29 protein-coding genes are annotated in these 26726 nt (G+C 63.0%); 19 read left to right on the plus strand and 10 right to left on the minus strand.

Translation table 11 applies throughout. From position 1 onward, the window contains the following. The first annotated feature begins 244 nt into the window (after positions 1-244). The 3 genes from NKI97_RS22080 (at position 245) to NKI97_RS22090 (ending at position 2492) form a co-directional block, all read left to right on the plus strand. Positions 245-679 carry a DUF4383 domain-containing protein gene (locus NKI97_RS22080; protein WP_023719157.1) on the plus strand — a complete coding sequence of 145 codons (435 nt, stop codon included), beginning with the start codon at positions 245-247 and terminating at the stop codon, positions 677-679. Between the two features lie 6 nt (positions 680-685). Continuing rightward, entirely contained in the window at positions 686-1816 is a 1131-nt protein-coding gene (locus NKI97_RS22085) for a hypothetical protein (RefSeq protein WP_352836587.1), read from the plus strand. A 160-nt stretch (positions 1817-1976) separates the two neighbouring features. Beyond that, positions 1977-2492 (plus strand): hypothetical protein, encoded by a 516-nt coding sequence (locus NKI97_RS22090; protein ID WP_352836590.1) that lies wholly within the window; start codon positions 1977-1979, stop codon positions 2490-2492. A 705-nt stretch (positions 2493-3197) separates the two neighbouring features. Here NKI97_RS22090 and NKI97_RS22095 read toward each other — a convergent pair. Next, positions 3198-4124 carry an FAD-binding oxidoreductase gene (locus tag NKI97_RS22095; protein ID WP_352836593.1) on the minus strand — a complete coding sequence of 309 codons (927 nt, stop codon included), beginning with the start codon at positions 4122-4124 and terminating at the stop codon, positions 3198-3200. Between the two features lie 118 nt (positions 4125-4242). Here NKI97_RS22095 and NKI97_RS22100 point away from each other — a divergent pair, with 118 nt between their 5' ends. Beyond that, positions 4243-4737, plus strand: a complete 495-nt coding sequence (locus tag NKI97_RS22100) for a YegJ family protein (protein WP_352836595.1) — start codon at positions 4243-4245, stop codon at positions 4735-4737. A gap of 15 nt (positions 4738-4752) precedes the next feature. Here NKI97_RS22100 and NKI97_RS22105 read toward each other — a convergent pair whose 3' ends face one another. Next, positions 4753-5724 (minus strand): DUF3137 domain-containing protein, encoded by a 972-nt coding sequence (locus NKI97_RS22105; RefSeq protein WP_352836598.1) that lies wholly within the window; start codon positions 5722-5724, stop codon positions 4753-4755. A gap of 72 nt (positions 5725-5796) precedes the next feature. Beyond that, on the minus strand, positions 5797-6837 hold the full coding sequence (locus NKI97_RS22110) for a CapA family protein (RefSeq protein WP_352836601.1): 1041 nt from the start codon (positions 6835-6837) through the stop codon (positions 5797-5799). Between the two features lie 144 nt (positions 6838-6981). Between NKI97_RS22110 and NKI97_RS22115 the strand changes: the two genes are divergently transcribed. From NKI97_RS22115 to NKI97_RS22140, 6 genes are all read left to right on the plus strand, one after another. Further along, positions 6982-8235, plus strand: coding sequence for a hypothetical protein (locus NKI97_RS22115; RefSeq protein WP_352450484.1), 1254 nt, complete (start codon positions 6982-6984; stop codon positions 8233-8235). A 112-nt stretch (positions 8236-8347) separates the two neighbouring features. Next, a complete protein-coding gene (gene uvrB / locus NKI97_RS22120; RefSeq protein WP_352836604.1) occupies positions 8348-11638 on the plus strand; it encodes an excinuclease ABC subunit UvrB in 3291 nt (1096 codons plus the stop codon). A gap of 438 nt (positions 11639-12076) precedes the next feature. Further along, on the plus strand, positions 12077-13606 hold the full coding sequence (locus NKI97_RS22125; RefSeq protein WP_352836607.1) for an ABC-F family ATP-binding cassette domain-containing protein: 1530 nt from the start codon (positions 12077-12079) through the stop codon (positions 13604-13606). Positions 13607-13710: 104 nt separating this feature from the next. Further along, a complete protein-coding gene (locus NKI97_RS22130) occupies positions 13711-13884 on the plus strand; it encodes a hypothetical protein (protein ID WP_023719167.1) in 174 nt (57 codons plus the stop codon). Positions 13885-14012: 128 nt separating this feature from the next. Further along, positions 14013-14441, plus strand: coding sequence for a VOC family protein (locus NKI97_RS22135; protein ID WP_352743261.1), 429 nt, complete (start codon positions 14013-14015; stop codon positions 14439-14441). Positions 14442-14518: 77 nt separating this feature from the next. Beyond that, positions 14519-14872, plus strand: a complete 354-nt coding sequence (locus NKI97_RS22140) for a DUF1428 domain-containing protein (protein WP_023678403.1) — start codon at positions 14519-14521, stop codon at positions 14870-14872. On the opposite strand, the gene NKI97_RS22145 is transcribed toward NKI97_RS22140, so the two are convergent. The 3 genes from NKI97_RS22145 to NKI97_RS22155 form a co-directional block, all read right to left on the minus strand. Beyond that, entirely contained in the window at positions 14859-16514 is a 1656-nt protein-coding gene (locus NKI97_RS22145) for a tetratricopeptide repeat-containing sulfotransferase family protein (protein WP_352836610.1), read from the minus strand. The genes NKI97_RS22140 and NKI97_RS22145 overlap by 14 nt on opposite strands. Before the next feature lie 184 nt (positions 16515-16698). Continuing rightward, complete coding sequence (locus NKI97_RS22150) at positions 16699-16965, minus strand: DUF1488 family protein (protein ID WP_352683477.1); 267 nt, start codon at positions 16963-16965, stop codon at positions 16699-16701. 10 nt (positions 16966-16975) lie between these two features. Beyond that, complete coding sequence (locus NKI97_RS22155) at positions 16976-17158, minus strand: hypothetical protein (protein WP_023678406.1); 183 nt, start codon at positions 17156-17158, stop codon at positions 16976-16978. Between the two features lie 367 nt (positions 17159-17525). On the opposite strand from NKI97_RS22155, the gene NKI97_RS22160 reads away from it, so the two are divergent. Both NKI97_RS22160 and NKI97_RS22165 read left to right on the plus strand, forming a co-directional pair. After that, complete coding sequence (locus NKI97_RS22160) at positions 17526-17792, plus strand: hypothetical protein (RefSeq protein ID WP_023678407.1); 267 nt, start codon at positions 17526-17528, stop codon at positions 17790-17792. Continuing rightward, positions 17789-18034, plus strand: coding sequence for a hypothetical protein (locus tag NKI97_RS22165; RefSeq protein WP_023678408.1), 246 nt, complete (start codon positions 17789-17791; stop codon positions 18032-18034). Before NKI97_RS22160 ends, NKI97_RS22165 begins: the two co-directional genes overlap by 4 nt. 127 nt (positions 18035-18161) lie before the next feature. Here NKI97_RS22165 and NKI97_RS22170 read toward each other — a convergent pair whose 3' ends face one another. Continuing rightward, a complete protein-coding gene (locus tag NKI97_RS22170; RefSeq protein WP_352836613.1) occupies positions 18162-18563 on the minus strand; it encodes a Kazal-type serine protease inhibitor family protein in 402 nt (133 codons plus the stop codon). A 490-nt stretch (positions 18564-19053) separates the two neighbouring features. Here NKI97_RS22170 and NKI97_RS22175 point away from each other — a divergent pair, with 490 nt between their 5' ends. The 3 genes from NKI97_RS22175 (at position 19054) to NKI97_RS22185 (ending at position 20309) form a co-directional block, all read left to right on the plus strand. Next, positions 19054-19266, plus strand: coding sequence for a cold-shock protein (locus NKI97_RS22175; protein WP_006202520.1), 213 nt, complete (start codon positions 19054-19056; stop codon positions 19264-19266). 227 nt (positions 19267-19493) lie between these two features. After that, positions 19494-19706 (plus strand): cold-shock protein, encoded by a 213-nt coding sequence (locus NKI97_RS22180; RefSeq protein ID WP_006202521.1) that lies wholly within the window; start codon positions 19494-19496, stop codon positions 19704-19706. Positions 19707-19898: 192 nt separating this feature from the next. Next, the gene (locus NKI97_RS22185) at positions 19899-20309 is read left to right on the plus strand and encodes a BA14K family protein (protein ID WP_023678410.1); all 411 of its coding nucleotides are present in this window, start codon (positions 19899-19901) and stop codon (positions 20307-20309) included. A gap of 68 nt (positions 20310-20377) precedes the next feature. On the opposite strand, the gene NKI97_RS22190 is transcribed toward NKI97_RS22185, so the two are convergent. The 3 genes from NKI97_RS22190 to NKI97_RS22200 form a co-directional block, all read right to left on the minus strand. Beyond that, the gene (locus tag NKI97_RS22190) at positions 20378-21019 is read right to left on the minus strand and encodes an MBL fold metallo-hydrolase (protein ID WP_352568000.1); all 642 of its coding nucleotides are present in this window, start codon (positions 21017-21019) and stop codon (positions 20378-20380) included. 176 nt (positions 21020-21195) lie between these two features. Continuing rightward, the gene (locus NKI97_RS22195; protein ID WP_352615707.1) at positions 21196-21507 is read right to left on the minus strand and encodes a hypothetical protein; all 312 of its coding nucleotides are present in this window, start codon (positions 21505-21507) and stop codon (positions 21196-21198) included. A 145-nt stretch (positions 21508-21652) separates the two neighbouring features. Continuing rightward, entirely contained in the window at positions 21653-22546 is an 894-nt protein-coding gene (locus NKI97_RS22200) for a branched-chain amino acid aminotransferase (RefSeq protein ID WP_352568001.1), read from the minus strand. A gap of 249 nt (positions 22547-22795) precedes the next feature. Between NKI97_RS22200 and NKI97_RS22205 the strand changes: the two genes are divergently transcribed. The 4 genes from NKI97_RS22205 to NKI97_RS22220 all read left to right on the plus strand — a co-directional run bounded on the left by NKI97_RS22205 (position 22796) and on the right by NKI97_RS22220 (position 26724). Next, a complete protein-coding gene (locus NKI97_RS22205) occupies positions 22796-23323 on the plus strand; it encodes a MarR family winged helix-turn-helix transcriptional regulator (protein WP_023678414.1) in 528 nt (175 codons plus the stop codon). Beyond that, positions 23310-24029: a response regulator gene (locus tag NKI97_RS22210; protein ID WP_023678415.1), complete on the plus strand. Its 720-nt coding sequence runs from the start codon at positions 23310-23312 to the stop codon at positions 24027-24029. Before NKI97_RS22205 ends, NKI97_RS22210 begins: the two co-directional genes overlap by 14 nt. Before the next feature lie 51 nt (positions 24030-24080). Beyond that, positions 24081-25496: an ATP-binding protein gene (locus NKI97_RS22215; protein ID WP_352836614.1), complete on the plus strand. Its 1416-nt coding sequence runs from the start codon at positions 24081-24083 to the stop codon at positions 25494-25496. Between the two features lie 205 nt (positions 25497-25701). Continuing rightward, positions 25702-26724, plus strand: coding sequence for a glycosyltransferase family 4 protein (locus NKI97_RS22220; protein ID WP_352836617.1), 1023 nt, complete (start codon positions 25702-25704; stop codon positions 26722-26724). The last annotated feature ends 2 nt before the right edge of the window (positions 26725-26726 follow it).

Genomic DNA, 26726 nt, shown 5'->3' on the forward strand with positions numbered 1-26726 from the left:
CCCTCGGGTGGCGACTGGCAGGACCGTCAAAATCAAGGCCGGCATGGCGCGACATCTTTCGGGAGTTGCTGCCGCGACCGTGTCCTGATCTGACAGGGAGGCGCTGGGAGAAATCCCGGCGCCGACTGTCTTTGTGGCCCCGCCTGACGATTTTGCCGGCGACGCTTCACGCTGCGCCAAAATCAGCTACTATCCATTTGCCGTCGGGGGCCGTTTAAAGGGGCTGACGGCAGGGGGACATTTCATGACGCTTATCCAGAAGCTTGCTGTTGCCTATGCTTTCCTGTTCTTCGGCGTTGTTGCCATCGGCTATGTGCCGGCTTTCAACGACGCCGGCGGCAATCTGTTCGGCCTGTTCTCGCTGCAATGGTACGACGATTTGCTGCACGCCTTCTCCGGCGTCTGGGCGCTGGCCGCCGCCTTCATCTCGCACCGCCAGGCGGTGTTCTATTTCAAGCTGTTCGGCTCGGTCTATCTGTTCGACGGCGTGCTCGGCCTGGTCACCGGTTCCGGCTGCCTCGATGGCGGCATTTTCATCAACGGCTTCCGCTCCCTGAACGACATCGAATTCCCGGCCCGCTTCTTCGCCAACCTGCCGCACATCGTCATCGGCGGCTTCGCCGTCTACGTCGGGTTCTGGCTGTCGAAACGTGTGTACGACCATTTCGCCACGGCCTGACCGGCCATGTTCCTGTTCCGCTGGCTGAAGCGCATCATCAAGGCGATCCTCTGGCTCGTCGTCATTGTCGTGTTGATCCCGATCGCCGGGCTGGCCTACGGCTTTCTCACGACGCCGTCGCTGGACACAACGCCATTGCCGGGCGTCGCCGAGGGTGCCCCGCCAAAGGCGCTGGCCGACAAGATCCGTGCCGAGATCCCCGGCTACCAGCGGCCGGAGGAATCGACCTTTCTTACCTATCCGGAATGGGCCATCGTCTACGCCGCCCGCGAATATGCCGGCTTCGTCGACAAGAACCAGCCGAGCGGTTTTCCCTATCTCTCCTATATCGGCCGCTTCTGGCAGGACTATGCGATGGTCATCCGCGCCAGTTCTACCTACAAGTTCAACCTCGACAACCACCAGATGCTGGTGGTCATCGGCACCAGCCACACGATCGAGCACGCCATCCAGTGGGCCTATGAAAATACGATCGGCCGCGTCACCGAAGCGACAGCCGGCAAGCGCACCGCCGTCGACATCTACCAGGCCAAGGTGGCGGCCGATTATGCCGGTTTTCTCGACCAGGTGCCGTGGTACCAGTTTCCCTATGCCGAAAAGCGTGCCGGCCTGTTTGCCGTCCAGCCGGCAGCGGACGACAGCGCCGTCCGCACCAGCGAACGCAAGCTCGCTTTCGGCCTCGCCGACACGATCAAGCAGGGCTATGCCGATCTGATCAAGTCGGCGCTCGCCGCCACCACCGATCCCGCCTTGCTCGATATTCATGTCTGGGCCAAGGGTCCGGTCGGCGAGGTGACGCGCAACGAACCCGACACCTTGCTGGAGCGCGATCTCGGCGCCGACGGCGCGATCTTCGTCACCAGACGCTATCAGGTGTTCACCGACATGATCCCGCGCCTGATCGGCAAGGGCGTCTCCTTCGTCGAGATCGGCGGCAATGACGAGATCATGGTCACCATGCTTTCCAATGACGAGATCAATGTTCCCGAAGGTGCACGCACCTTGTTCAGCTACCCGCTTCCGGCGCAACCTTCGACGCGCCGCACCGGCCTGACCGTCGCCGTGCGCAAGCTGCACATCGTGCTGCCGGCGCTGATGACGGCGGGCGCCAGGCTCGAGCATGTCTACGATTACTGAGGCCTTTCGGTCACAGTCGGCCTCGGCAGGACGTTGCGTGATGCTCCGTCACGCTCATTCCACAATCGCGGCCAAATCCCGCCTTGTTCCGCAACGATTGATGATGCCGTAGACACGTTGTCTTGCGCACATGTGCCAGGCAACTCGGAGGGACACGACCGTGATCAAGACCGCCCTTGTCGCCATGACCATCGTCGGCTGCGATTGCGACGCCAGGCTTTGCGAATATATCGGCGAGACGCCCGCCAAATGGTCGACCATCGCCGAATGCGAAGCGGCGATGAAAAGCCAGATGCTGCACGAGCGCAATTTCGACTATCCGCTGGTCTCCGGCATCTGCCGGATACAGAACTCGTCTTCGTCATCGCAGCTCGCTGCGACCGCTTCCGAGCCTGAATTGACGACGGCCAGTACGGCCGCGACAGACCCGCTGCCACCGGAACTGAGCCATCGGCCCAGTGCTGCGGTCGGAACGCAGGCCACGGCGACGGAAACGGAAGCCGTCCGGCCGGTCGCCTATGAAGCGGCGGTCGATGGCGGCCGCGCCGTGGTCTACCGCACGAAGGCCGGCTACGCCGTGGTCAAGACCGATCTCGGCCGCGCCGCATCGGCAACGATCGGCATCGCCAGGCGTTCGGCGAACTGGCTGGCGGCGAAGCTGCCTGACGGTTTGTAGCCGCCGCTTCAGGCCGTGCCGATCAGTGCCTTGACGGCGCGATAAAAAATCGACGAAAACAGCTCGCCCGGATCGTATTGCAGCTTCTTCGCCAGGAAGGACGGCAGTTCCGGATAGGAGGCAAGCAGCTCCTTGCCTGTGTAGTGGAGCTGGTAGGGCAGGAAAAAACGCCCGCCATGCTTGATCGTCACGTCGATCAGCGCCCTTGTCAGCGCCCGCATCCTGGCATTGCCGTCAGCGTTTGTCGGCTGATTGATGTAGAGCACCAGCGAATAGGCCGGCTCCGGCGCATAATTCAGCGCCACATCCTCCTTGTGGACGATGCGTACCGACGCGTTGAGCACCGGCAGGGTCTGGTTGCGCAGGATCTCGCGCGCTTCCGCGATGAACGGGTTATAGGCCGCCCGCGGGATGAAATACTCGTGCAGGATGTCGGTCTCATCGAGCAGATCGTTGAACAGATAGGGCACTGAATCGTGCATCGGATGGTTGCGCGTGACGAGGCAGGCCTCGCCCTCGCCCATTGCCGTCGTCCGCGCCACCGTGCAGCTCTCGAATTGCGGCTCCAGCGTCTTTTCGGTGAACCATTTCAGCTCCTGGAACAGGCTGCCCCATTTCGCCAGGTTAATGATCACCCGCTTGAGCCCGACCGAACCCGGTTCACCGATTGCCGGCTGGTCGGCCGGCGGCTGGTCGGCGACCTTATCATAGCGGTAGACGATCATATCCTCGAGGAAATTGCCCGGCGCAGTCGACAGATGCCCATAAAACAGACCGATCGCCCTGTTTGGCGCCAGAACCTCGGCGAAGAACGTCGGGAAATCGTCCGATTTGATGATCTCGCGCGAGGTCCGGTAGACGGCGTTGTCGACGATGTCGAGTGTCGCCTCCAGCACCACGCCGAACAGGCCGTAGCCGCCGACGACGTGGCGGAACAGCTCGGTATTTTCGGCCGGTGAGCAGGTCGTCACCGAACCGTCCGCCAGCATCACCCGCATCGATCGGATCGAAACCGGCGACCGAGCCGGCCTGGTGGTCCATGCCATGCGCGTTGACCGACAGCGATCCGCCGACCGAAAAGATGTCGGTCGACTGCATCGCCTTCACCGCGAAGCGCGGGTGCAAAAGGTTCTGGATGTCGTGCCAGCGCGCGCCCGGCTGCAAGGTCATCGTCTTTGCAGCCGGGTCGATACTGACCTTGTTGAATTTACGCATGTCGAGGACCAGCGCGTTGTCGTCGAAGGCGTGGCCGCCCATCGAATGGCGCACCGCCGCGACCGAGACCTTCAGGCTATTGGCGCGGGCAAAGGCCAGCGCGCTCGCGATGTGGTCTTCCTTGCTGACTTCGATAACGCCGTAGACCGGTGTCATCGACAGGCCGCTGGCATCGTTGATGTTGCCGCCCTTGGTCAGCCATGGCAGCGCCGGATCGTAGGCTGGCGGGCCCTCCAGCGGCTTCTGCGCCAGGTCGATCCCGTCAATGTCGGCGATGCGCCCGGAATTCTTCTGCCCCGACGGACCGCGCGCCAGCCGCGCCACGGTCGTGCCGCCCCAGAGCATCGCGCCGCCGACCACGGTCGCACCCAGCAGCAGCCGCCGCGACAGGCGAAACCCCTTGCGTTCTTCGACCATAGCCCCACCCCACTGTCCCAGGAATAGCGCCTGATGGAGACAAAAACCAGTTGCCAATCAGACGTTCGGCGAACGATGATCCGGTTTGTCTGGCGAAAATGTCGAAAGCCGTCGCATCATGAAGCTTGCAGCCCGTTTCGCGCTTGCCCTCTTGCTTGCGTTTGCTCCGGCATCAGCCGACGCGCAGACTCCTGGTCAAGGCGACGACAAGGTCGTCAGCGTAGCTGGCGACGATCCGGAGATGGCGGCCGCTATCGAGCAGGCGCGTGCCAGCCTCGACGACTTCCTGGTATTGGCCGACGCACCGCCATCCGGAACGGCCGACTTCCAATTGAAAGTCGTGGTCAAGGACGGGGACGCCACTGAACATTTCTGGGTCTTTCCCTTCCACCGGACGGCGGCCGGATTTGCAGGAACCTTGGACAACGAGCCGCAGACCGTGCACAACGTCGTGGCAGGCCAGGAGATCGAATTCAGCCGGGACGATATTTCCGACTGGGGCTACATGAAGAACGGCCGCCGGGTGGGAAGTTTCACTGTCTGCGTTCTCTTCAAAAAAATGTCGAAGGAAGACGCCGACTATTATCGCCAGAACTATGGCTTCGATTGCTGACGGCTGAATTCTAGTTCAACCGGCTTCTACATCCTTCACGCCGATCTTGCGGACCAGTGCCGCGGTCGCCAGGATCGTGGCCATGTCGGCGATCATCGGCGCAACATGCTTGGCATAGTCGAGCGGCACAGAGATGTCCGGCAGTTCGAAGAAGTTCTTCGTCTGCGGAAGCAGCAGAAAGCCATCGCTGCCGTTGAGCGCGACGCGTGCCGGTTCCTTCGGCCATGTTTCGCCAAGCCATTCGAGCGCCTGCGCCAGCCGGCCGGTCACCAGCGGCCGCGCCGCTTCGATGTTGTCGGTGTGGAACTCGTAGGCGGCGTCGAGTTCGGGTACGCCGCATGACAGTTGTTCCGTCTTGCTGCCGAACATGCCTCGGAAGAAACCTACCACCATATTGGCACGGCGCGCCGCCACCAAGATTCCCGGGAACGGCGCAATGGTGTCGAACGCGATAATGACGCCCTTGAACGCCTGAGATGTGGTCTTGCCGTTCCTCTCCAGCAGCGTCACCTCATAGAGCTCGAACGCAAAGCCTTCATACCGACCGGAGACGACGTCCTCGAAATACGAACGGTTGAACACGCCAATCGTCTCGCGCGGCAGCCGATCGAAGGAGTTCGGCGTTACGCCATGCTGATAGCGCACGTCCTGGATGAAGCCGAAGACGATCGGCAGCAAACTGTTGCGGAACGTCTGCTGCAATTTGCGCGCCGGCCTGATCGCCTGGAGATAGAGCAGGATCGCCGCCAGGAACCCGCCGATATAGAGGAACACATGCGGGGTCGAGAACCACTGCTCGTTGGAGTCGGCAACCCCGTTGAAGAGCCAGGCCACCAGCGCCACGAAGACAACCACCGATCCGATGAAAAGTGGCACCCGCCAGTGCGTCCGGCGATAGGCCGAAGCCCTTTGCGCCTCGTAGGCCTCGATGTCCTTCCTGAGGCCGGCGATCACCGCTTCGCTCGGCATGAAATCCGCAGTTTCCATCACCCACCCGCCCCACAAGCCAGCCCGCGTTGGGCATGATAGCCGGTTTGGTGGACCGCGTCAGCGCAGCTGTCAGCGCCCGGCACCGAAGATCGCATCGAGGCGGGCCAGAACCCTTTGCCTGGATTTTCCCGCCAGCGTTTCAACCGGCATCAGCCGCTCGTGATCGCCGGCGCGCAGCCGCATGAAGGCATGCAGCCGGTAGGCGGCGATGGCCCCGTGCGTGCCGGGATCGTCGCTGATGTCGACGACGAGAATGGCGCCGATGCGGCCGGGCCATGGCTGGCGCGCGAAGGCGGTGCCGATGAAATCGCCGAGCCCATAGGCGACGAGCGTCTTGCCGATCCGCTCGATCGGCTGCACGACATGGGCATGATGTCCGGCGATCAGGCCGACGCCATGTTCGGCCAGAAGTCGCGCCATTGCCCGCGTCTTCGCACGTGGAAAATGCCGGAATTCCCAATCCCAATGCGGCACCGCGCAGAGGAGGTCGACACCCGAAGCGGCAGCGTGCGGCCATTGCGTCGGATCGGCTTGCATCGAGACTCGGCCCGCGAACTGAGCCTCGTCGGTATTGCGCCACAAGGTAAAGGCGGCAAGGCCTATGGTCAGCGAACCAACCGCAAACCGCTCGACCGGAGCCGCAGTGCCGATCGTGCGGATGCCTAATTGCTCCAGCGCGGCGACGGTCTCGTCGAAGCCGGCAATACCCTGGTCGAGCACATGGTTGTTGGCCAGCGACAGCACCAGTTTTTCACGCGAAATGCCGGCGGCGGCCAGCGCCTCGGCAAGGAACCGCTCGCTCATCGCGTGGTGCGTGCCAAGCCTGGTGCCCAAAACAGCGCTCGGCCGCTCCACCACCGGGCTTTCGCAATTGCCGACCACCAGATCGGCCGAGGCAAGCAGTGCCGCAATCGCCGGATCGCAGTCCGGCGCGCGGCGATTGGCCACCGCCGAGATATCGCCGACGAAAGCCAGCCGCACCGTCCGCGCCGGCGGCGGCTCGATCAGGGTCGCTGCCGCAGGCGCAAAGCCGCGCGCGTCGCCGTCGAGCGAAGGCCGGAGGAAGCGTGGCAGCCAGGACAGTTTGTAGGAAAGCGGATAGTTCGACACGCGACGCCCAATCGTTTTGCCTTGTGTAGACCGTCCGCCGGATTGATTGAAGCGTCGACTGTTGTGGGTGAACCACAGGGCCACAGGCGCAGCGAACCAAATGCGTGTATGATCCACTGCGGAGCGACAAAAGGGGCGATCACGATGAAGCGTTTTTCCAGGCTGGTGGCGTGCGCCATCATTCTTCTCCTGCGGCTGGCGTTACCCAGCGCCGCGGCTCCCGAACCGGCGGCCCTGTTCGAGGCAAAAACCGTGACTGAGCGCGACAGCGCTCTTGCCGCTCTGGAAGCCGCCGCGCCGGGCGATCCGGCAGCCGCCTATGCCGCCGGCGCCGGCGAATTCTTCACCGCGCTGGAGATACTGGCCGGCGGCCTGCACCGCCACGGTTTCGACAGCCCGCAATCCTTCATGCTGCCGCTGATGCGGCTGCCGGTGCCGGACAATGCCAATCCCGAGCCGCTGACCTACGAACAATTCCGCGCCATTCTCGTCGCCTTCCGCGACCGGCTGGAGAAATCCGCAGCCACGCTGGGTTCGGTACCCGCCGACGCTGACATCGGCATGGTCATCGACCTCACCCGCCTCGGCATCGACCTCAACGAGGACGGCACGATCGCGCCGGACGAAAGCGCCGCGGCGATCATGGCGTCTCTGTCACGCGGCGGCGGTGCGCCAGACGCGGCCGCACCAGCCCTCACCTTCCGCTTCGACCGGGCCGACGGCTACTGGCTGCAGGGCTATGCCGAGTTCCTGATGGCGCAGGCCGACTTCTGGCTGGCGCATGATTTCAGAAACACGTTCGACGGCTCCTTCCACATGCTGTTCCCGCGCGCAAAACTGCCACTGCAGGACACGCTCGTTCCGCTGGACGGTGGCATGGGCGGCAGCATTCTGTCGTCCGAATGGCGTCTCGCCGATTTCATCTCCCTGGTGCATCTCATTAACTGGCAAGTGGTCGAGCCTGAGCGCCGGCAAGCGGCACGCCGCCATCTCATGGAAATGATCCGGCTGTCGCGCGAGGACTGGAAAGCCATCCGCGCCGAAACCGACAATGACCGCGAATGGCTGCCCGGGCCGCAGCAGAAAGGCGCCAGCCCGCTGACCGGTCTCGAAGTCGGCGAGCAGCAGGTGCAGGCCTGGCTCGCTGCCTTGGCCATGGCCGAGGATCTGCTGGAAGGCCGCACCTTGCTGCCGCATTTCCGCATCGCCGACAAAGGCATCAACATGAAGCGCTTCTTTGATGAGCCAAAAACCTTCGACCTGGTGCTGTCGATCACCGGCCCGGCCATCGCGCCCTATCTAGAACGCGGGAAGATTCTCACCAGCGAGGAGTTCGACCAGATCCAGCGCCAATTCGGCGGCGCCGGGTTTCTGACGTTCGCGCTTTGGTTCAACTGAGGGCGTGCTTAGACGCTACTCCTGACAGCCTGCTGTCAGGAGCCAAATTGCGCCTCGCGCCACCGGCCACTCCGCTCTTTCCATTTTGGCCGATACCTCCCATATTCGGTCCATGGCCAGACTCCCCGACAAGGAAACGCCTCCGCCGGCGAATGACGAGCGCGCTTCACCGCCCAAGCGGCTCAGTCCGCTGACCGATTTCCTCGATGCCTCGGAGCCCCTGTACAAGGGCGGCTTTGCCGAGGCGCCGCAGACCGAGTTCACCGGCGCCCCGCTGACCGGCTCGATCGCCGACTGGGCCGAGCAGATAGAGCAGGAAGCCGAGAAGGAAGGGCGCCAAATCTCCCCCCTCAAGGGGGAGATGTCGCCGAAGGCGACAGAGGGGGTCGCCGGAGGCAGCGCGGGACGCAAAGGAACGTCGAGTACTGCCGCACCGACCCCACCCGGCGGCTCCGCCGCCACCCTCCCCTCGAGGGGGAGGGAAGGCGCCAAGTCTGCCAAGAAAATCCCCGAGCGCTCCTCTTCCCCCGGCCGTACGGCACGCGGTACCTCGATGGGCGGCGCGGCTTCGGCGCGGGAGCGCACCGCGGCCGGTCTCAACCCTGTCGCCGGCCTCGATGTCTCCCTGGAAGAGGCCGAGACCATGGCTTCGGGCGGCGTCACCGCCACCGTCGCGGCGCTGTCGGCGCTGATCGAATCCGGCAATCCGCTGCACAAGGACGGCGTGCTGTGGACGCCGCACCGTCCCGCCCGGCCGGAAAAATCCGAAGGCGGCATCGCCATCAAGATGGTCTCGGATTTCGAGCCCGCCGGCGACCAGCCGACGGCGATCAAGGATCTCGTCGAGGGCGTCAACAGCAACGACCGCACCCAGGTTCTGCTCGGCGTCACGGGCTCGGGCAAGACCTTCACCATGGCCAAGGTGATCGAGGAGACGCAGCGCCCCGCTCTGATCCTGGCGCCCAACAAGACGTTGGCCGCGCAGCTCTATTCCGAATTCAAGAAATTCTTCCCGGAAAACGCCGTCGAGTATTTCGTCAGCTACTACGACTATTACCAGCCTGAGGCCTATGTGCCCCGGACCGACACCTACATCGAGAAGGAATCCTCGATCAACGAGCAGATCGACCGCATGCGCCATTCGGCGACGCGCTCGCTGCTCGAGCGCGACGACGTCATCATCGTCGCCTCGGTGTCCTGCATCTACGGTATCGGCTCGGTCGAGACCTATACGGCGATGACCTTCCAGATGCAGATCGGCGACCGGCTCGACCAGCGCGCGCTGCTCGCCGACCTCGTCGCCCAGCAATACAAGCGCCAGGACATCAACTTCGTCCGCGGCTCGTTCCGGGTGCGCGGCGACACGATCGAGATCTTCCCGGCCCACCTCGAGGACCGCGCCTGGCGCATCTCGCTGTTCGGCGACGAGATCGAGGCGATCACCGAATTCGACCCTCTGACGGGCCAAAAGACCGGCGAGCTGAAGAGCGTCAAGATCTATGCCAATTCGCACTATGTGACGCCACGCCCGACCTTGAACCAGGCCATCAAGTCGATCAAGGAAGAGCTCAAGCACAGGCTGGTCGAACTCGAACGGGCCGGTCGGTTGCTCGAGGCGCAGCGGCTTGAGCAGCGCACCCGCTTCGACCTGGAGATGCTGGAAGCGACGGGCTCCTGCGCCGGCATCGAGAATTACTCGCGCTATCTGACCGGCCGCCAGCCGGGCGATCCGCCGCCGACCTTGTTCGAATACATCCCCGACAACGCTTTGGTCTTTGTCGACGAAAGCCACGTCACCATACCGCAGATCGGCGGCATGTATCGCGGCGACTTTCGCCGTAAGGCGACGCTGGCCGAGTATGGGTTCCGCCTGCCGTCCTGCATGGACAACCGGCCGCTGCGCTTCGAGGAGTGGGACGCCATGCGCCCGCTTTCCGTTGCGGTTTCCGCAACGCCCGGCGGTTGGGAGATGGAGCAGTCCGGCGGTGTCTTCGCCGAACAGGTCATCCGCCCGACCGGCCTGATCGATCCGCCGGTCGAGGTGCGCCCGGCCAAGACGCAGGTCGACGATGTCGTGGGCGAAATCCGCGAGACCACCAGGGCCGGCTACCGCACGCTGGTCACCGTGCTGACCAAACGCATGGCCGAGGACCTGACCGAGTATCTGCACGAGCAGGGCATTCGTGTGCGCTACATGCACTCAGACATCGACACGCTGGAGCGTATCGAGATCCTGCGCGACCTGCGCCTCGGCGCCTTCGACGTGCTGGTCGGCATCAACCTGCTGCGCGAAGGCCTCGACATTCCCGAATGCGGTTTCGTCGCCATCCTCGATGCCGACAAGGAAGGTTTTCTCCGCTCCGAGACCTCGCTGATCCAGACCATCGGCCGCGCCGCCAGGAACGTCGACGGCAAGGTCATCCTCTATGCCGACCAGATCACCGGCTCGATGGAGCGGGCAATGGCCGAGACCAACCGCCGTCGCGAAAAGCAGATGGAGTGGAACGCGGCCAACGGCATCACCCCGGAATCGGTCAAGTCGCGCATTTCGGACATCCTGGACTCGGTCTACGAAAAAGATCATGTCCGCGCCGATATCTCGCAGTTCACCGACAGCGCCGGCGCGATGATGGGCAACAATCTGAAGGCGCATCTCGACGCCCTGGACAAGCAGATGCGCGACGCCGCCGCCAACCTCGATTTCGAGAAGGCCGCCCGCATTCGCGACGAGATCAAACGGCTGCGCGAGATGGAGCTGTCCATCTCCGACGACCCGCTGGCCAAGTATGCCGACATGGAAAGCCCGGTCTCGGGCCGCGAGAAGGGCAAGCACAATAAAGGCGTGGCCAAACATCGCACATCAGAGGAACAGGAGCGTTTCCGCAAGCTCGACGAGGCACGTGCCGCCGAAGAGGCGGCCCGGCCCAATCTCTTCCGCAAGCCGGCGCTCGACGAAATGGGTGCCGATGGCGCCGTGCCGGTGAAGAAGCCGCTGTTTTCGAAGCCCTCGCTCGACGCCATGGGGCCGGGCACGGATATGCCGACCCCGGCCGGCGCAGTGTCGCGTTCGCTGTTCAAGAAGCAGTCGGCCGAAGAGGCGCACGGCTCCGATTTCGGCATCCCGGGCGAACCGACCAAGCCGCTGTTCAAGAAGAACTCGCTCGACGAGATGACCGTGCGGCGCACCGAGAAGCCGGTCGAGGGAAAAGTTCCGGCGAAGCAGCAGCCGATCTCCCCCCGTGTGGGGGAGATGCCCGGCAGGGCAGAGGGGGGCGCGAAGGATCGCGACGATTTTGCAAAACCCATTGTCCGCCAGCGCGCCGGCATCGGCTCCTACGAAGACCCCGCCGACGCCCGCCGTGAAAAGCGCCGGCCCGGCAAGACGGGTCGGCCGGGACGGTAGCGAGCTTCCCTTCTCCCCTTGTGGGAGAAGGTGGATCGGCGCGCAGCGCCAAGACGGTTGAGGGGTGCTGGACGGATCGCCGTCGGTGCCAAGCTGGAGCACCCCTCATCCGACCGCTTCGCGGCCACCTTCTCCCACAAGTGGAGAAGGGGAAGCCTAGCCACTTGCCATCGGCCCTACCCTTGGTGTAGCCAGTTTCTACAACTCGAACGTCTTGAAAGGAGGGCTGCGTGTTATTTTCTCACCACCGTCAGCGCGGCCCTGTCTCTGCCCTGCGAGCTTGCTTGCAGGGCTGACCAGAGACGGTCCGGGTTTTCCCGCTTCGATTTTCTTGGTCTGCCCTTCGTGGTGCCGCAACGCCGAGCCTGATGGCCAGCCTGCGCACCGTCAAAGTGCATTGAACCGGAATTGTATTCCGGGCAGACCAGAGAAACCCAAATGGCCCTGATCAGCCTCAAATCCCTCGGCGTCACCATGAGTGCGCCGCTTTTCTCCAATCTCGACCTCACCATCGGCACCGGCGACCGGCTCGGCATCGTCGCCGCCAATGGTCGGGGCAAATCCACTTTGCTGAAGTGCCTGACCGGCGAGATGGAGCCGACATCAGGCGACATCACCCGCACGCGCGGCCTGCGCGTCGGCTATGTCGAGCAAGTCGTCCCCGCAGCCTTGGCCGGGCGTAGCTTTCATGAGGTGGTGGCCGACGCCTTGCCGGCCGAGCAGGCCGAAAGCGAGCAATGGCGCGTTGACGTGGTTCTCGACTCGCTCGACGTGCCGCAGCCGATGCGCGAGCGGCCGATGCGGGCCTTGAGCGGCGGCTGGCAAAGGCTGGCGCTGATCGCCCGCGTCTGGGTCACCGACCCCGACGTCCTGCTTCTCGACGAGCCGACCAATCACCTCGATCTCGGCAAGATCAGCCAGCTCGAGACCTGGCTGAACGCGCTGCCACGTGAGGTGCCGCTGGTGATTGCCAGCCACGACCGCGCTTTTCTCGATGCTACGACCAACCGGACGCTGTTCCTCCGCCCCGAACAGTCGCCGGTATTCTCGCTGCCCTATTCACGAGCCAGGGACGCATTGAGCGAAGTCGATGCCTCGACCGAGCGCAAATTCCAGCGCGACATGAAAGTGGCGCAGCAGCTGCGCCGGCAGGCCGCCAAGCTCAACAATATCGGCATCAATTCCGGCAGCGACCTTTTGACGGTCAAGACCAAGCAGCTCAACCAGCGGGCCGAGCGTCTGGAAGAAGCAGCAGCGCCGGCACACCGCGAAAGATCGGCGGGCGCGATCAAGCTCGCCAATCGCGGCAGCCATGCCAAGGTGCTGATCACGCTCGACGATTTGGTGGTCGGAACACCTGACGGCACGGTTCTGTTCAGCACCGGCAAGCGCCACATCTGCCAAGGCGACCGCATCGTCCTGCTCGGCCGTAACGGCGTCGGCAAGTCACGGCTGATCGGCCTGATCCGGAACGCCATCGTCGAGCCGGAAACGGCGGCGCAAAGCCTGAAGGTGACGCCGTCGACCGTGCTCGGCTATAGCGACCAGGCATTGTCGGGCATCGGCGGCGACGACACGCCGCTGGCGATGCTCTCGCGCAGATTCGATGTCGGCGAGCAGCGCGCCCGCTCGCTGCTGGCGGGCGCCGGCGTCGGCATCGACATGCAGGAGCGCAGGATCGGCGTGCTGTCGGGCGGACAGAAGGCGCGGCTGATGATGCTGGCGCTGAGGCTCGCCAACCCCAATTTCTATTTACTCGACGAACCGACCAATCATCTCGATATCGATGGTCAGGAAGCACTGGAAGCGGAATTGCTGGAACATCAGGCGAGCTGCCTGCTTGCCTCGCACGACCGCTCCTTCATCCGCGCGGTTGGCAACCGCTTCTGGCTGATCGAGAAACGGCGATTGACCGAGATCGACAGCCCGGAGGAGTTCTTCCGGGAGGTTGCCGAAGCCGGCGGCTGAAGGCTTGCGGAAAAAAATTCCGGCGCTCTGTCGGATGATGATCGCATGCCACGTCCTTGGGTTGCCGACACGGTGATGCCGGCGCCAATCGAGGAGAAAGCATCATGTCTATTCTGTCATCCATAGGTCACGCCGTGACGCGTTACTCGGCGGCTCGCGCCCGTTATCGCAGCGAACGCGCCATCCTTTCATTGCCGATCGAGCTGCGCAAAGATATTGGCTGGCCGGAAATCGTCGTCGACGCGCAAAACAGCCCGCGGATTCGCATCGAAGGTTGAAGGGTAGCAGATAGCCGTCGCGGCAGGCGCCATTTCGAATCCAAAAAACCATCGGCCGTGTAGGATCGTCGCCGTTCCGTTCGTCCTGTGGTTCGCAAAGGCAAACCAGACGCAAAGAGGAGCATGACATGAATGACCAGCCGCAGACCCAGCCCGCCGCCAAAGTGCTTGGCGGATTGACGCCCTACCTTCAGCTGGACGGCGCTTTCAAAGCCGCAGAATTTTACCAAAAGGCCTTCGGTGCCGAGCAGGTCTTTGCCTATCCGCCGGACGAACAGGGCCGCACCATGCATATCCATCTCCACATCAACGGTTCGACCCTGATGCTTTCCGACTTCTATCCCGAGCATGGAATGGCCGCTGTGAAGCCGCAGGGCTACACTATGCAGCTCCATCTCGGCAGCGAAGACATCGACGCCTGGTGGCAGCGAGCCGTCGAGGCGGGGTGCGAGGAAGTCGTGCCGTTGCAGGTGATGTTCTGGGGCGACCGCTGGGGCAATATGCGTGATCCGTTCGGCGTCGAATGGGCAATGAACGCACCGGTGAAAGCAGCTTAGCATTCCACACAGGCTGTGTCTGAAATCACCTCTCCCGCTCCAGAGGGAGAGGAAAACGATCGCATGGAGGAAATCAGATGTCCTATGTCGACGGTTTCGTACTTGCCGTACCGAAGGCAAAGCTCGATGCTTACAAGAAGCTGGCGGAAACCGGCGGCGCCGTCTGGAAGGAGCACGGTGCTCTTGCCTACGTCGAATGCGTCGGCGACGACGTCCCTTATGGCGAGCTCACCTCGTTCCCGCGCGCCGTACAGGCCAAGGACGACGAGGTCGTCATCTTCTCATGGGTGGTCTACGAATCGCGCCAGAGCCGCGACGCGGTGATGGCCAAGGTGATGGCCGACCCGCGCCTCAAGTCGGACTGGGAGACCATGCCGTTCGACGGCAAGCGCATGATCTTTGGCGGTTTTCAGCCCTTCATCGAGCTGTAGGCGCCCCTCGATCAAGTTTGTCGTGCAGCGGCTTCAGCCGGTCGCCATAGCGCTTCCACAGGTCGACCGAGCCCTGATACATCGGCTGGCGCACTTGCGCAGCCGACGCCGTTCGCACCGGCCGGTCGGTCTGGTGGAACGACAGCACGGCGTCGTCCCACGGCAGGCCGAGATGGGCGATCAGCGCCCGCGACTGGCCTTCCTGGTCGGCGACGAAATCCTCGTAGCGAACGTCGTGCACGACATCAGGCAGCACGGCGTGCCAGTGCGCCATGATGTCGGTGTACAGATTGTGGAAATCGGCGAGCTCGTCGAGATCGTAGCCGTAGCGATGGCTGTCGCCTCGGAAGTGCACCTTGTAGATCGACAGGCAGGTCGCCGCCGCATCGCGCGCGCAATGGATGATCTTGGCCTTCGGCAGCATCAAATGGATGAAGCCCACCAAGAGGAAATTGCCGGGCATCTTGTCGGTGACGTGCCGAGAACCCGGATAGCGGGCGTGCAGCATGTCGAGATAGGCCTGGCCGGCCTCGGCATAGGCCTTGTCTGGCATGTCGGCGATGCCCCAGGGAAAGCCGCCCTTCATGCTGAGCGGAAACTGCTTGCCGACCGCCGTCTTCAATATGCTGAGCTCGCCGGCGCCATAGACCTGCGGATGGCTGGCGATGATCTGCTCGACCAGCGTGGTGCCGGAACGCGGCATGCCGACGACGAAGATCGGCGCATCGTCGGCTATCCCGCTCGGCCTGTGCCTTTCAAAAAAGGCCTTGTCGAACACCGCCTTCATCGCCTCGAACTCGCCGCGCGTCTTGCCGGCGTCGTAGTCGATGCCCTGGCGGCGGATCGCGTTGCCTTCGGCGAAATAGTCGAAGGCGCGGCCATACTCCCTGAGATCGTCATTGGCCTTGCCGAGACCGAAGGAAAGCTGCATGCGCGCCAGGCTGCCTTGCGGCGCCTTGGCGTGCTCCGCCTCCATGCGGGCAAGCTCGGCGTCGCGCTCCTTCTGGCGCTTGACCTGGGTAAGCATCAGCCAGGCCCTCGCCATGCCGGGGTCCACAGCCAGCGCCTGCCTGAAAAGATCCGCAGCCTCGTCGAGATTGCCCTTTTCCATCAGCCCGACACCCAGGCCGTGCAAAAGATCGGCATCCTTCGGCCGGATCGTCAGCGCCTCGCGAAAAACAGCCAGTGCCTCATCCAGCCGGCCCGCTTCCTGCAGCGTTTCGGCAAGCCCGACGCGGGCGCGGACATGGAACGGGTTGCGGCCGATCGTGCCGCGATAAATATCCTCGGCGCCTTCGAATTGGCCGAGCTGCTTCAGCGACGAGCCGAGATTGTCACGCGCCGCCAGCTGGTCCGGCCGAATCGCCACCACCTTGCGGAAGAGATCGGCGGCGGCCGCGACCCGGCCGAGGTCGCGCAGCACGGTGCCGAGATTGTTGAGGAAATCCGGATTGTTCGGTTGCAGACGCACCGATTGTTCGATCAGCGCCAGCCCCTCGGCGCTGCGCCCGGTCTGGTGCAGCAGAAGCCCGAGGAAATGCGCAGCAGCCGGGTGGTTGGCCTTTTGCGCCAGCACCTGTCGGTAAAGCGCCTCGGCTTCCTGCCGGCGCCCGGCCTGGTGCAGCTGCAGCGCCTGCTGCACGTGCTGGTCGAGCCCCAGCGGCGGCTGTCCGCCTGAGCCGTAACGTGCGCCTGCCGGTTGTCTCGGATCTCTGTTGATGGGAAACCTGCCGTGTTGTCCGCCTGCCGCGATCTAGGCCATCGCTGCGGCGCGTGCAAGAGCAGACGGCGGTCGCTACGATGCAAAACTTCGAACCCGGGGGAGCCTACCGAAAGTCGGCCGGCGTCAGCACATACATGTTCCTGCGGCCGTGCGAGTAGGCTTGGCGCGCAATCTCGTGGATCGACGAACGCTTGGCATCGAAGGCGCTGAGAAATTCGGCCTCGGCTCCGCTTGCAGCCGGGTTTGCCGCCGAAAGTGCCGCGACCTCGACAAAGAACGGGACTTCGAGCATGCCGTCATGGCCGACGAAACGAATGCGCTTGGCCGCCGGGTCATAGGAGCGGCTGGGATTGGGAAAATTGAGCGTCATGGCTTGCGCGTCAAATCAGGCGGTTGCTTTCGGCAAGCTGGCGCGCCCGCCGCGCCGTGCCGTCGGTGTCGGCAATCCTTCGCCTTGCCGCCTCGTCGCTTCTTATCGTGAGACGCGGCGACAAGACCTTTATCGGCTTTGCGACAGGACTGACTGCAACTGTCGGGACATCCGGTGTTCTTGCGGAGTTCATGACTCTCTTCCTTCCATTGCTAGATAAATACAAATGCCGGAGGAATTTTTTCGGAAGTTCTTCAAACAATTTTTGAGGTGCACCGGGACCGTATCATCGTTCTGCGGATAACTATAGAAAAGTAATTTGGCGTTGGTAGGGGTAAGAGGCCGAAAACTTCTTGAATAAGCCGTATTTTCAGACTAATGGTATGAAACCGTTTTGGGTCATGCTTGGCCCCGCGGTGTCAGGGATTCTCGGCCCGCCAAACTTATCCAAATCGCCGACACCTGGTACCGCAATGCAGGCTCCGCTTCCGGGGCAGGCCGGAAAGAAACTTCAAGGCACGAGAACTTCAAGGCACAAGCGAGAACTTCGAGGCACAAGAATGTCTGCTCGCACCACCCATTCCATAGCGCATTTCGCGGCACCTTTCGTGCTTGGCGGGCTGGATGGCGTGCAGCCGGCCGGCGACTATGACATCGACCACGACGAAGAACTGATCGACGGCATGTCCTGGCCTGCCTGGCGCCGCGTCGCCACTTTCATCCATCTGCCGGCAAGGACAGTGAAAAGCGCGACCAGCCAGCTTGTCGCCATTGACCATGCCGAGCTCGACGCAGCGCTTCGGCACGACCAGGAGAATGTCACATGATCCGCTTCCAGCAGAATGCGCGGCGCACGGACACGCCGGCGCATATCTTCACCGTCGGCCAGACCGTCCGCATGAAGAGCCGCACCGGCCTTGCCCAAAAGACTGCGGAGCTGTTCCAGATCAAGAGCCGGCTGCCGGTCAAGGACGGCTCGCCGCAATATCGCATCCGCAGCGATCAGGAGACCTATGAGCGGGTCACCACGGAAGACAATCTCGAACCGGTCGACAACCCGGCCAACTGAGCCGACGCGCCGCAACGCTGCTTCACATGCTGATGATGCCGCAGATTCGCATCTCCAACGGGAACGGCGCTGAGCTCTACGCCGGCCCCCAGATGGTGCTTATCCGGCCAGGCTGTAGGTCGGTGCGCTAGCAGGGCCCGTCATCGACGACGCGATAATCCGCCGCGCGGGCTTCGCATTCGTTGGGGAATGTGCGCAGTTCGCCATGGCGACGGGCACAGACTGGGCGGTATTCGCGGGTGCAGAATGTCTGCTCCTCACCGCCACCACCACCGCCGCCGCACTCGCCCTCGCGAATGATGCGGTATCCGGCCCGTTCGGCAAGGCAGGCATTGGCAAAGGTCTGGCGGTCGCCGCCGCGCCGGGCACAGACCGGGTCATATTGCCTAGTGCAGAATTGCGGCCCCGGCCGTGGCGGGCGCGGCCCCGGCCCCTCATCATCCACCACGACGGTGCAGGCTGCGAGAATTACCGACAGGAACAGGATGGAAAAAACCTGCCGCGGAAAGATTGCCGCAAGAAACCGCATGAATGTTCCCTCCCTCGAAACTCCTGCCTGCACAAATGGTGCCTGGGTCAGGCCGATCCTCGTCATTCCGCTGCCAGATGCAACCCCTGTTTGCAACTGGCGAGCCAGGGCGGTATGCCGGCGCAAGCCAAGACAGCACCTGCCCCGCTGGCTGGACCATGTCTGGGTGAAGTCTGGCCGATGACCGCGCAGAGAACCGGGACTATCGGTGCGATGCGTCGGGATGCGCCTGTTGGGGCCGCCCGCGGCTGTGTCTTGCAAGCATCACGTTTCCGTGCGATAAATTTTGTGTTCGGGCATTTGCGACCCGGAGAGCGGAACGTTTTGGACGACCTTTCCCCGATACTGTGAATCTCTGACAGCCCCGTTTTCGGCGGGGGGTTTTACCATGCGCCAATGCATGACTGCCGAAGCAACCACCGGGACTTGCCCACGGCGCCAGGCGGCGGGCGGAACCACCAAGACTGACACGGGTGAAGGAGTTTCCCCAATGGCCCAGACCGGCACCGTTAAATTCTTCAACGCTACCAAAGGCTTCGGCTTCATCACGCCCGATGGCGGCGCCAAGGATGTGTTCGTCCACATCTCGGCGATCGAGGCTTCCGGGCTGCGCACGCTCGTCGACGGTCAGAAGGTCACCTTCGATGTCGAGCCCGACCGTATGGGCAAGGGTCCGAAAGCGGTCAATCTCCGCGCTGCCTGAAACCACAGCGTGCCGCGCGTCCTTTCGGGGTGAGGATGCTGCAAGGCTTTTGGAGTGAACTTGAATTCTGTAAAGGCGCGGCGGTTTTCGTCGCGCCTTTTGTGTTCCGGGATGCTTGCCCGCACCCGCAAAACTTTCTCTTGCCGATGGCACTAAAATAAAGGACAAATTTCCGTCCGGGCATTTGCCGGCCCGAGACTGGACTTGTGGGATCAAAGGAGCTTCCCATGCCGCAGACCGGCACCGTCAAATTCTTCAATCACGCCAAGGGCTTCGGCTTCATCACGCCGGACGACGGGGCAAAGGATGTCTTCGTCCATATTTCGGCCGTGCAGGCGTCGGGTCTTCCCGGTCTTGAGGATGGGCAGAAAGTGACATTCGACACCGAGCCGGACAAGCGCGGCAAGGGTCCGAAAGCCGTCAACCTGTCGATCGGCTGAACCACCCCCGGACAGAATGGACGTGGGCCGGTCTGGCCTGCGGTGTTTGCCGCACGCTTGAACCGCCCAGTTAGATGAACCGCCTGGTCAAATTTCGTTCAGCCCCCGTTCAGCCACGGTCGCATATTAATCTTCGTTAAAGCCGGACCGCATCCCCCGAAAACGACCCGGGCCGGCACGAAGGAGACCGACATGAACCGAATTTTCAAGACTGCCATCCTGTCCGCCGCGGTCGTTGCGACCACGCTGGCGACCTTGCCCGCGGCCAATGCCGACGAATGGCGCCATCACCGCCGCCACCACGGCCACGGCGACGCCGTTGCGGCCGGCGTGCTCGGCCTTGCGGCCGGTGCCCTGATCGGCGGTGCGCTCGCCAGCCCGCAGCCCCGCTATTATGACCCGGCCTATGATGATGAATACTACAGGCCTGCCCCGGTGCGCCGTTATTACGTGCAGCCGCGAGTGGCCTATGCCGAAAGCTATGCGGAGCCGTGGACCCGCGGCTGGTACGAATACTGCTCGGACCGCTACCGGAGCTTCAACGCCCGTACCGGCACGTTCACCGGCTATGACGGCGAACAGCATTTCTGCACCGCCAATTAGCGGAGGCAGTTCCCGTCGGAAAAAAGCGCGGTCGCACAGGCCGCGCTTTTTGTTTCCGGCAAGCGGTTTCAGACCAGAAAAGGATTGCTCCGCCGCTCCTCACCAAAACGGCCGCCGGGACCATGGCCGCAGATGAAGCCGATGTCGTCGCCCAACGGCAAAAGCTTCTCCTTGATCGAGGCGATCAGCGCGGCGTGGTCGCCGCCCGGCAGGTCGGTGCGGCCGACCGAACCGCGGAACAGCACGTCGCCGACATGGGCGAACTTCGCCGCCCGGTTATAGTAGACGACGTGGCCGGGTGCGTGGCCCGGACAATGGAGCACCTCGAACTCGTGCGAGCCGAACGAAACGGTCTCGCCTTCGGCAAGGAACCGGTCGGGGACACAGTTGCGCACGGGATCGGTGATGCCGTAGCGCTTTGCCTGGTTCTCGAGATTGGCGAGCAGCGGCCGGTCGGCGGCATGCGGACCGATGATCTCGATACCGAGCGCCTCCTTCAGTTCCATGGCCCCGCCGGCATGGTCGATATGGCCATGCGTAATCCAGATCGCGCCGGCAGTGATCGCATTGTCCTCGAGCGCCGCCAGCACCTTGTCGATGTCACCGCCCGGATCGACGACAACGCCTTGTCTGTCGTCCATGTCGAAGAGGATGGTGCAGTTCTGCTGGAACGGCGTGACCGGCACGATGCCGGCGTTGAGCTGACCCATATTCGTCCTTTCACGCTGTCGGAGTGCTGCGCGTCCCCTCGAACGCGTCAGGAGAGCTCCAACCTTGAACCAGGCCTTGATGTAGAGACACACGCGAACGGCGTCCACCGCTCCCACAAACGGCAAACGAAATGGGCGGCCGAAGCCGCCCATTTGAAAACCTGAAACGTCGAAGCTTATTTCTTCATCGCGTTCATGACCGCACCGATGATGCCGGTCAGGATGGCGCCGCCGCCGGCACCGCCAACGATATTTGAAATGTTCAACGCGCTGCCGGCCCCTGCCGCCGTGGCGGCTGCTGCCGGATCGACCGCGCCACCCAGCAGACTGTTGAGGATGGCCGCACCGCCGACGCCGCCGACAGCGCCACCCAGGATTTTGGTAAGCTGCCCCATCGCCGCAGTCTTGATAGCCGCACCCACCGCCTGGCCACCGATGATACCCGTAATCACCTGAATAATGATCGGAAGAAGCGTGTTCATATCCATATTTCCAGTCCCTCCATAGCTGCCAGCCTCCCAGGCCGACGCCATCATGAGACGCCGAATTGAATGAAAGTCAAATGCGCAAACGCTTAAATAAAAGGGGCGGCCCGAAAACCGCCCCTACTTGATAAAAAACCTGTGACTTTCGTTATTCTGCAGCAATCGCGTGGTTGGGTTGAACCGCCGCAGAATAGTCGTTCATCAATGTCTTGGCGATATCGCCGACCTCGAATCGGTACGGACCGATCTCCGAAACCGGTGTCACCTCGGCCGCCGTCCCGGTGAGGAAGCACTGGTGGAAGCCTTCAAGCTCCTCCGGCATGATGGCGCGCTCGATCACCTCCAAACCGCGGTCCTTGGCAAGGTCGATGACCGTGCGGCGGGTGATGCCGTCGAGGAAGCAATCAGGCTTGGGCGTATGGATCTTGCCGTCTTTGACGAAGAAGATGTTGGCGCCTGTCGCTTCCGCCACCTGGCCACGCCAGTCGAGCATCATGGCGTCGGCATAGCCCTTGGCCTCGGCGGCGTGCTTGGACATGGTGCAGATCATGTAGAGGCCGGCCGCCTTCGATTTCGACGGTGCGGTGCGCGGGTCGGGGCGGCGCCATTCGGCCATGTCGAGCCGGATGCCCTTGAGCTTCTGCGCCGGGTCGAAATAGCTTGGCCACTGCCAGATGGCGATGGCGCAGTTGATCCGGCTGTTCTGTGCGGAAACGCCCATCTGTTCACTGCCGCGCCACGCGATCGGCCGGACATAGGCGTCCTGGAAACCTTGCTTCTTCAACAGCGTGCGGCAGGCGTCGTCGATCTCGGCGACCGAGTAGGGTATCTTGAAGCCAAGCAGGCGCGCCGATTCATGCAGGCGTTCGGTGTGGTCGGTCAGCTTGAAAATTTCGCCGCCATAAGCGCGCTCGCCCTCGAATACCGCGCTGGCGTAGTGCAGCCCGTGGGTCAAGACGTGGATCTTGGCGTCGGCCCATTTGACGAACTCGCCGTTCATCCAGATAAAGCCGTCCAGTTGGTCGAAGGGAACGGATGCCATGGTAACCTCCCGCGGGCGGCGGCCCGCACATCATTGTGTCGTTGCGTGTTTCGTTTCGGCCGCTGTGGGCGGCCATTGTCTCAAAGCGTAGGCGGATATTTAAGGTCTGGCAAACTCAGGAAGTTCCGGAAAAAACGGCTTCGCTTGCCTTTTCGTTCGCAATCCGCCGAAAAGCTTGCCAAAAATTACCATCGCGCGGAAAATACGTCAATAGTGCTGACATAATTTCCTGCCACACACGGAGAAAAGATGACGAGCCATGCAGCCGCAGAACCGATCAGGACGGCGATCACCGACGAGGACGGCATCGATTTCGCCATCATCGAGTTGTTTTTCTTCGCCTATCGCGACTTTACCTCCGATCCGGACCAGATCCTGGCCGAATACGGTTTTGGCCGTGCCCATCACCGGGTTCTGCATTTCGTCAATCGCCGGCCCGGGCTGACGGTCGCCGAGCTCCTCGACGTGCTCAAGATCACCAAGCAGAGCCTGGCGCGCGTGCTCAAGCAACTGATCGACACCGACCATATCGTGCAATTGCAGGGCCCCCGCGACCGCCGCCAGCGCGAACTCTACCCGACGGCCAAGGGCCGTGCCCTGGCGCTGGCGCTGGCGCGGCCACAGTCGCGCCGCATCCATGCTGCATTGGAAGATTCCGGAGCCACCGAACGCGCCGTTATCGAACGGTTCCTTGAAGCGATGGTCAATCCGGAACTAAGGGCGCAGATCGACATTGTGCCCGCAAAGATGTCAGGGAAAAACCATGGAGACCATTGAGAGGGTTGATCATCCGACAGCACCGGAAGACGACGCGCCGCATCTGCTGGTGGTCGACGACGACACCCGTATCCGCAATCTTCTGAAACAGTATCTGACCGAAAACGGCTTTCGCGTCACCGTCGCCGGAAATTCCGGCGAGGCGCGGCGCAAGCTCGCCGGCCTCGACTTCGATCTGATCGTGCTCGACGTCATGATGCCGGGTGAAAGTGGCGTCGACCTCACCAAGGCGCTGCGGGCGGAGAAAAACGTGCCGATCCTGATGCTCACCGCACTGTCCGAAACCGACAGCCGGATCACCGGGCTCGAGGCCGGCGCCGACGACTATCTGCCTAAACCGTTCGACCCGCGCGAGCTGATCCTGCGTATCAACAATATCCTGCGCCGCGGCGGCCCCGCGACAACGCCTAAGGTCGAACAGCTGGTCTTTGGCCCCTATACGTTCCAGATCGCTAGGCGTGAGCTGAAGCGCGGCGGCGAGGCGCTCAAGCTGACCGACCGCGAGCAGGAAATCCTGGCGATCTTCGCTGCGCGTGCCGGCGAAACGATACCGCGGCATGAGCTTGTCGGCGACGAGTCCGAGGTCGGCGAGCGCACGATCGACGTCCAGATCAACCGGCTGCGCCGCAAGATCGAACGCGATCCGTCCAATCCGGTCTGGCTGCAGACCGTGCGCGGTATTGGGTATCGGCTCAGCGTGGAATAGAATGCCGCCGACAGCGGTCCTTTGCCGGGCCGCCGGTGAGCGAAAAGACGAATGGCGACCACGCAACTCGAACGGCCGGAAGATGGCGGCTTGAGCGCTCGCGCGACACGGGCGCTGAAGGCCGTGCCGCGCGCCTGGAACCGTTTCTGGCGCCTGGTGTCGCTTTACATGCCGAAGCGGCTCTATGCCCGCTCGCTGATCATCGTCATCGCGCCAATGATCATGCTGCAGTCGGTCGTCGCCTTTGTCTTCATGGAGCGCCATTGGCAGACCGTGACGCAGCGCCTGTCGCAGGCCACGGTGCGCGACATCGCCGCCATCATCGACCTGATAGAGACCTATCCGCACGACGCCGACTACGCCAACGTCATCCGCATCGCCCAGGATCGCATGCAGCTGAAGGTCGACCTCCTGCCGCCCGACCCGCTGCCGCCACCCGGGCCAAAGCCGTTCTTCTCGATCCTCGACGAGATCCTCTCGTCCGAGATCACCCGCCAGATCAACCGCCCGTTCTGGATCGATACGGTCGGCAATTCCAACATCGTCGAGGTCCGCGTCCAGCTTGAGAACAAGGTGCTGCGCGTCTTCGTGCGCCGCAGCCAGGCCTATGCATCGAACACCCATATTTTCCTGATCTGGATGGTCGGCACCTCGCTGGTGCTGCTGATGATCGCCATTCCCTTCCTGCGCAACCAGATCCGGCCGATTCTGACGCTGGCCGAGGCGGCCGAGAGCTTCGGCAAGGGCCGGCCGATGCCGCGCGATTTTCGCCCGCGCGGCGCCGAGGAAGTCCGCCGCGCCGGTTTTGCCTTCATACAGATGCGCGAACGCATCGAACGCCAGCTCGAGCAGCGTACCGCCATGCTGAGCGGCGTCAGCCACGATCTGAGGACCATCCTCACCCGCTTCAAACTGCAATTGGCGCTTGCCGGGACCAAGGCGGCCGATACCCAGGCACTCGACCAGGACATCGACGACATGCAGTCGATGCTGGAAGGCTACCTTGCCTTTGCACGCGGCGAAGCTTCGGAAGACGCCGGTCAGTTCGATCTCGAAGCCTTCTTCGACAAGCTTCGCGAGGAAGCCGCGCTGCGCAAGCGCAAGTTGTCGACCGTGCTTGTCGGCGATCCGCATGTGCACGTGCGCCCCAATGCCTTTGCCCGGCTGCTGTCCAACGTCGTCGGCAATGCATTCCGCTATGCCAAGACGGTGGAGATCAATGCCAATCATGGGCGCGGTTCGCTGCTCGTCACCATCGACGATGACGGCCCGGGAATTCCGCCCGAAAAGCGAGAGGATGTATTCAAGCCGTTCGTGCGGCTGGACGAGGCCCGCAACCTCGACGCCAGCGGCACCGGCCTTGGCCTCTCCATCGCACGTGACATTGCCCGCAGCCATGGCGGCGACATCGTCCTCGAACGCAGCCCGCTCGGCGGCCTTCGGGCGGTGATCAAGGTCCCCGCTTGACGGCAGCGACACCCGGCCTTCATCGGCCCGTCATGAAACCATGGTGAAGAGCGCCAATGAAGCGCGCGATCCTGATTGATTCGGCCCTGCGGCCTCATTTCGACCCCGCGCCTGCCCGGGTGCGCCGGTGCGACGCCAGAGCTGCGGCGTGGTCGCCGCTCAGGCATCGCGGCGAGGCAATCAAGCTTGCCGCCAAGGGACCGCCATGCGCATCCTGATGGTCACCGACGCCTGGCGCCCGCAAGTCAACGGCGTCGTCCACACGCTGGAGCGCCTCTCGGAGACCCTGAAATCCTTCGATGTCGAGACGGACTTCCTGACGCCGAATATCTTTCGCACCCTGCCTCTGCCGACCTATCCCGATATCAGGCTGGCGCTGACGACACCGCACCGCGTGGCGCAGCTGATCGAGGCACGCAAGGTGGACCACATCCATATCGTCACCGAAGGACCGCTCGGCATTATGGCCCGGCGCTACTGCCGCAACGCCGGCCGCCCGTTCACGACCAGCTATCACACACGTTTTCCGGAATATCTGAGCGCGCGCCTGCCGGTGCCTGAAGCATGGGCCTATCGCTGGCTGCGTGATTTCCACAATTCAGGACAGGGCACGCTGGTTGCCACCCAGTCGCTTGCCGTCGATCTTGCGGCGCGCGGCTTCACCAAGCTCCGGCCGTGGACGCGCGGCGTCGACACCGATCATTTTCGGCCGGACAAACGAAAGGACCTGGGATTTCCCGGACCGATCTTCCTCTGCGTCGGCCGCGTCGCGATCGAAAAGAACCTGCCGGCCTTCCTAGACCTCGACCTGCCCGGCAGCAAGTTGGTCGTAGGCGAAGGGCCGGAATTGGCGAAGCTGAAGGCCAGATATCCCGATGCCCATTTCCTTGGCCATCGTCCGAACGACGAACTGGCCGAGATCTACGCCTCGGCCGATGTTTTCGTCTTCCCCAGCCGTACCGACACGTTCGGCAACGTCATCATCGAGGCGCTGGCCAGCGGCACGCCTGTCGCAGCCTATCCCGTCACTGGACCGATCGATATTGTGGGTGACGGCATCGGCGGCGCGGTGTCGGACGACCTGCGGCAAGCAGCGCTCGCCGCCCTTCACGTCGACCGCGCCGAGGCGCGGCAACGCGCGATGCGCTACAGCTGGAAGGCCTGCGCGGAAATGTTCATGGAAACGGTCGAAGAGGCGCTGGGTACCACGCGTAAACTGGCTGCGTGAAC

The sequence above is a fragment of the Mesorhizobium sp. M0296 genome (genome assembly GCF_040321675.1).
Classification (GTDB): domain Bacteria; phylum Pseudomonadota; class Alphaproteobacteria; order Rhizobiales; family Rhizobiaceae; genus Mesorhizobium.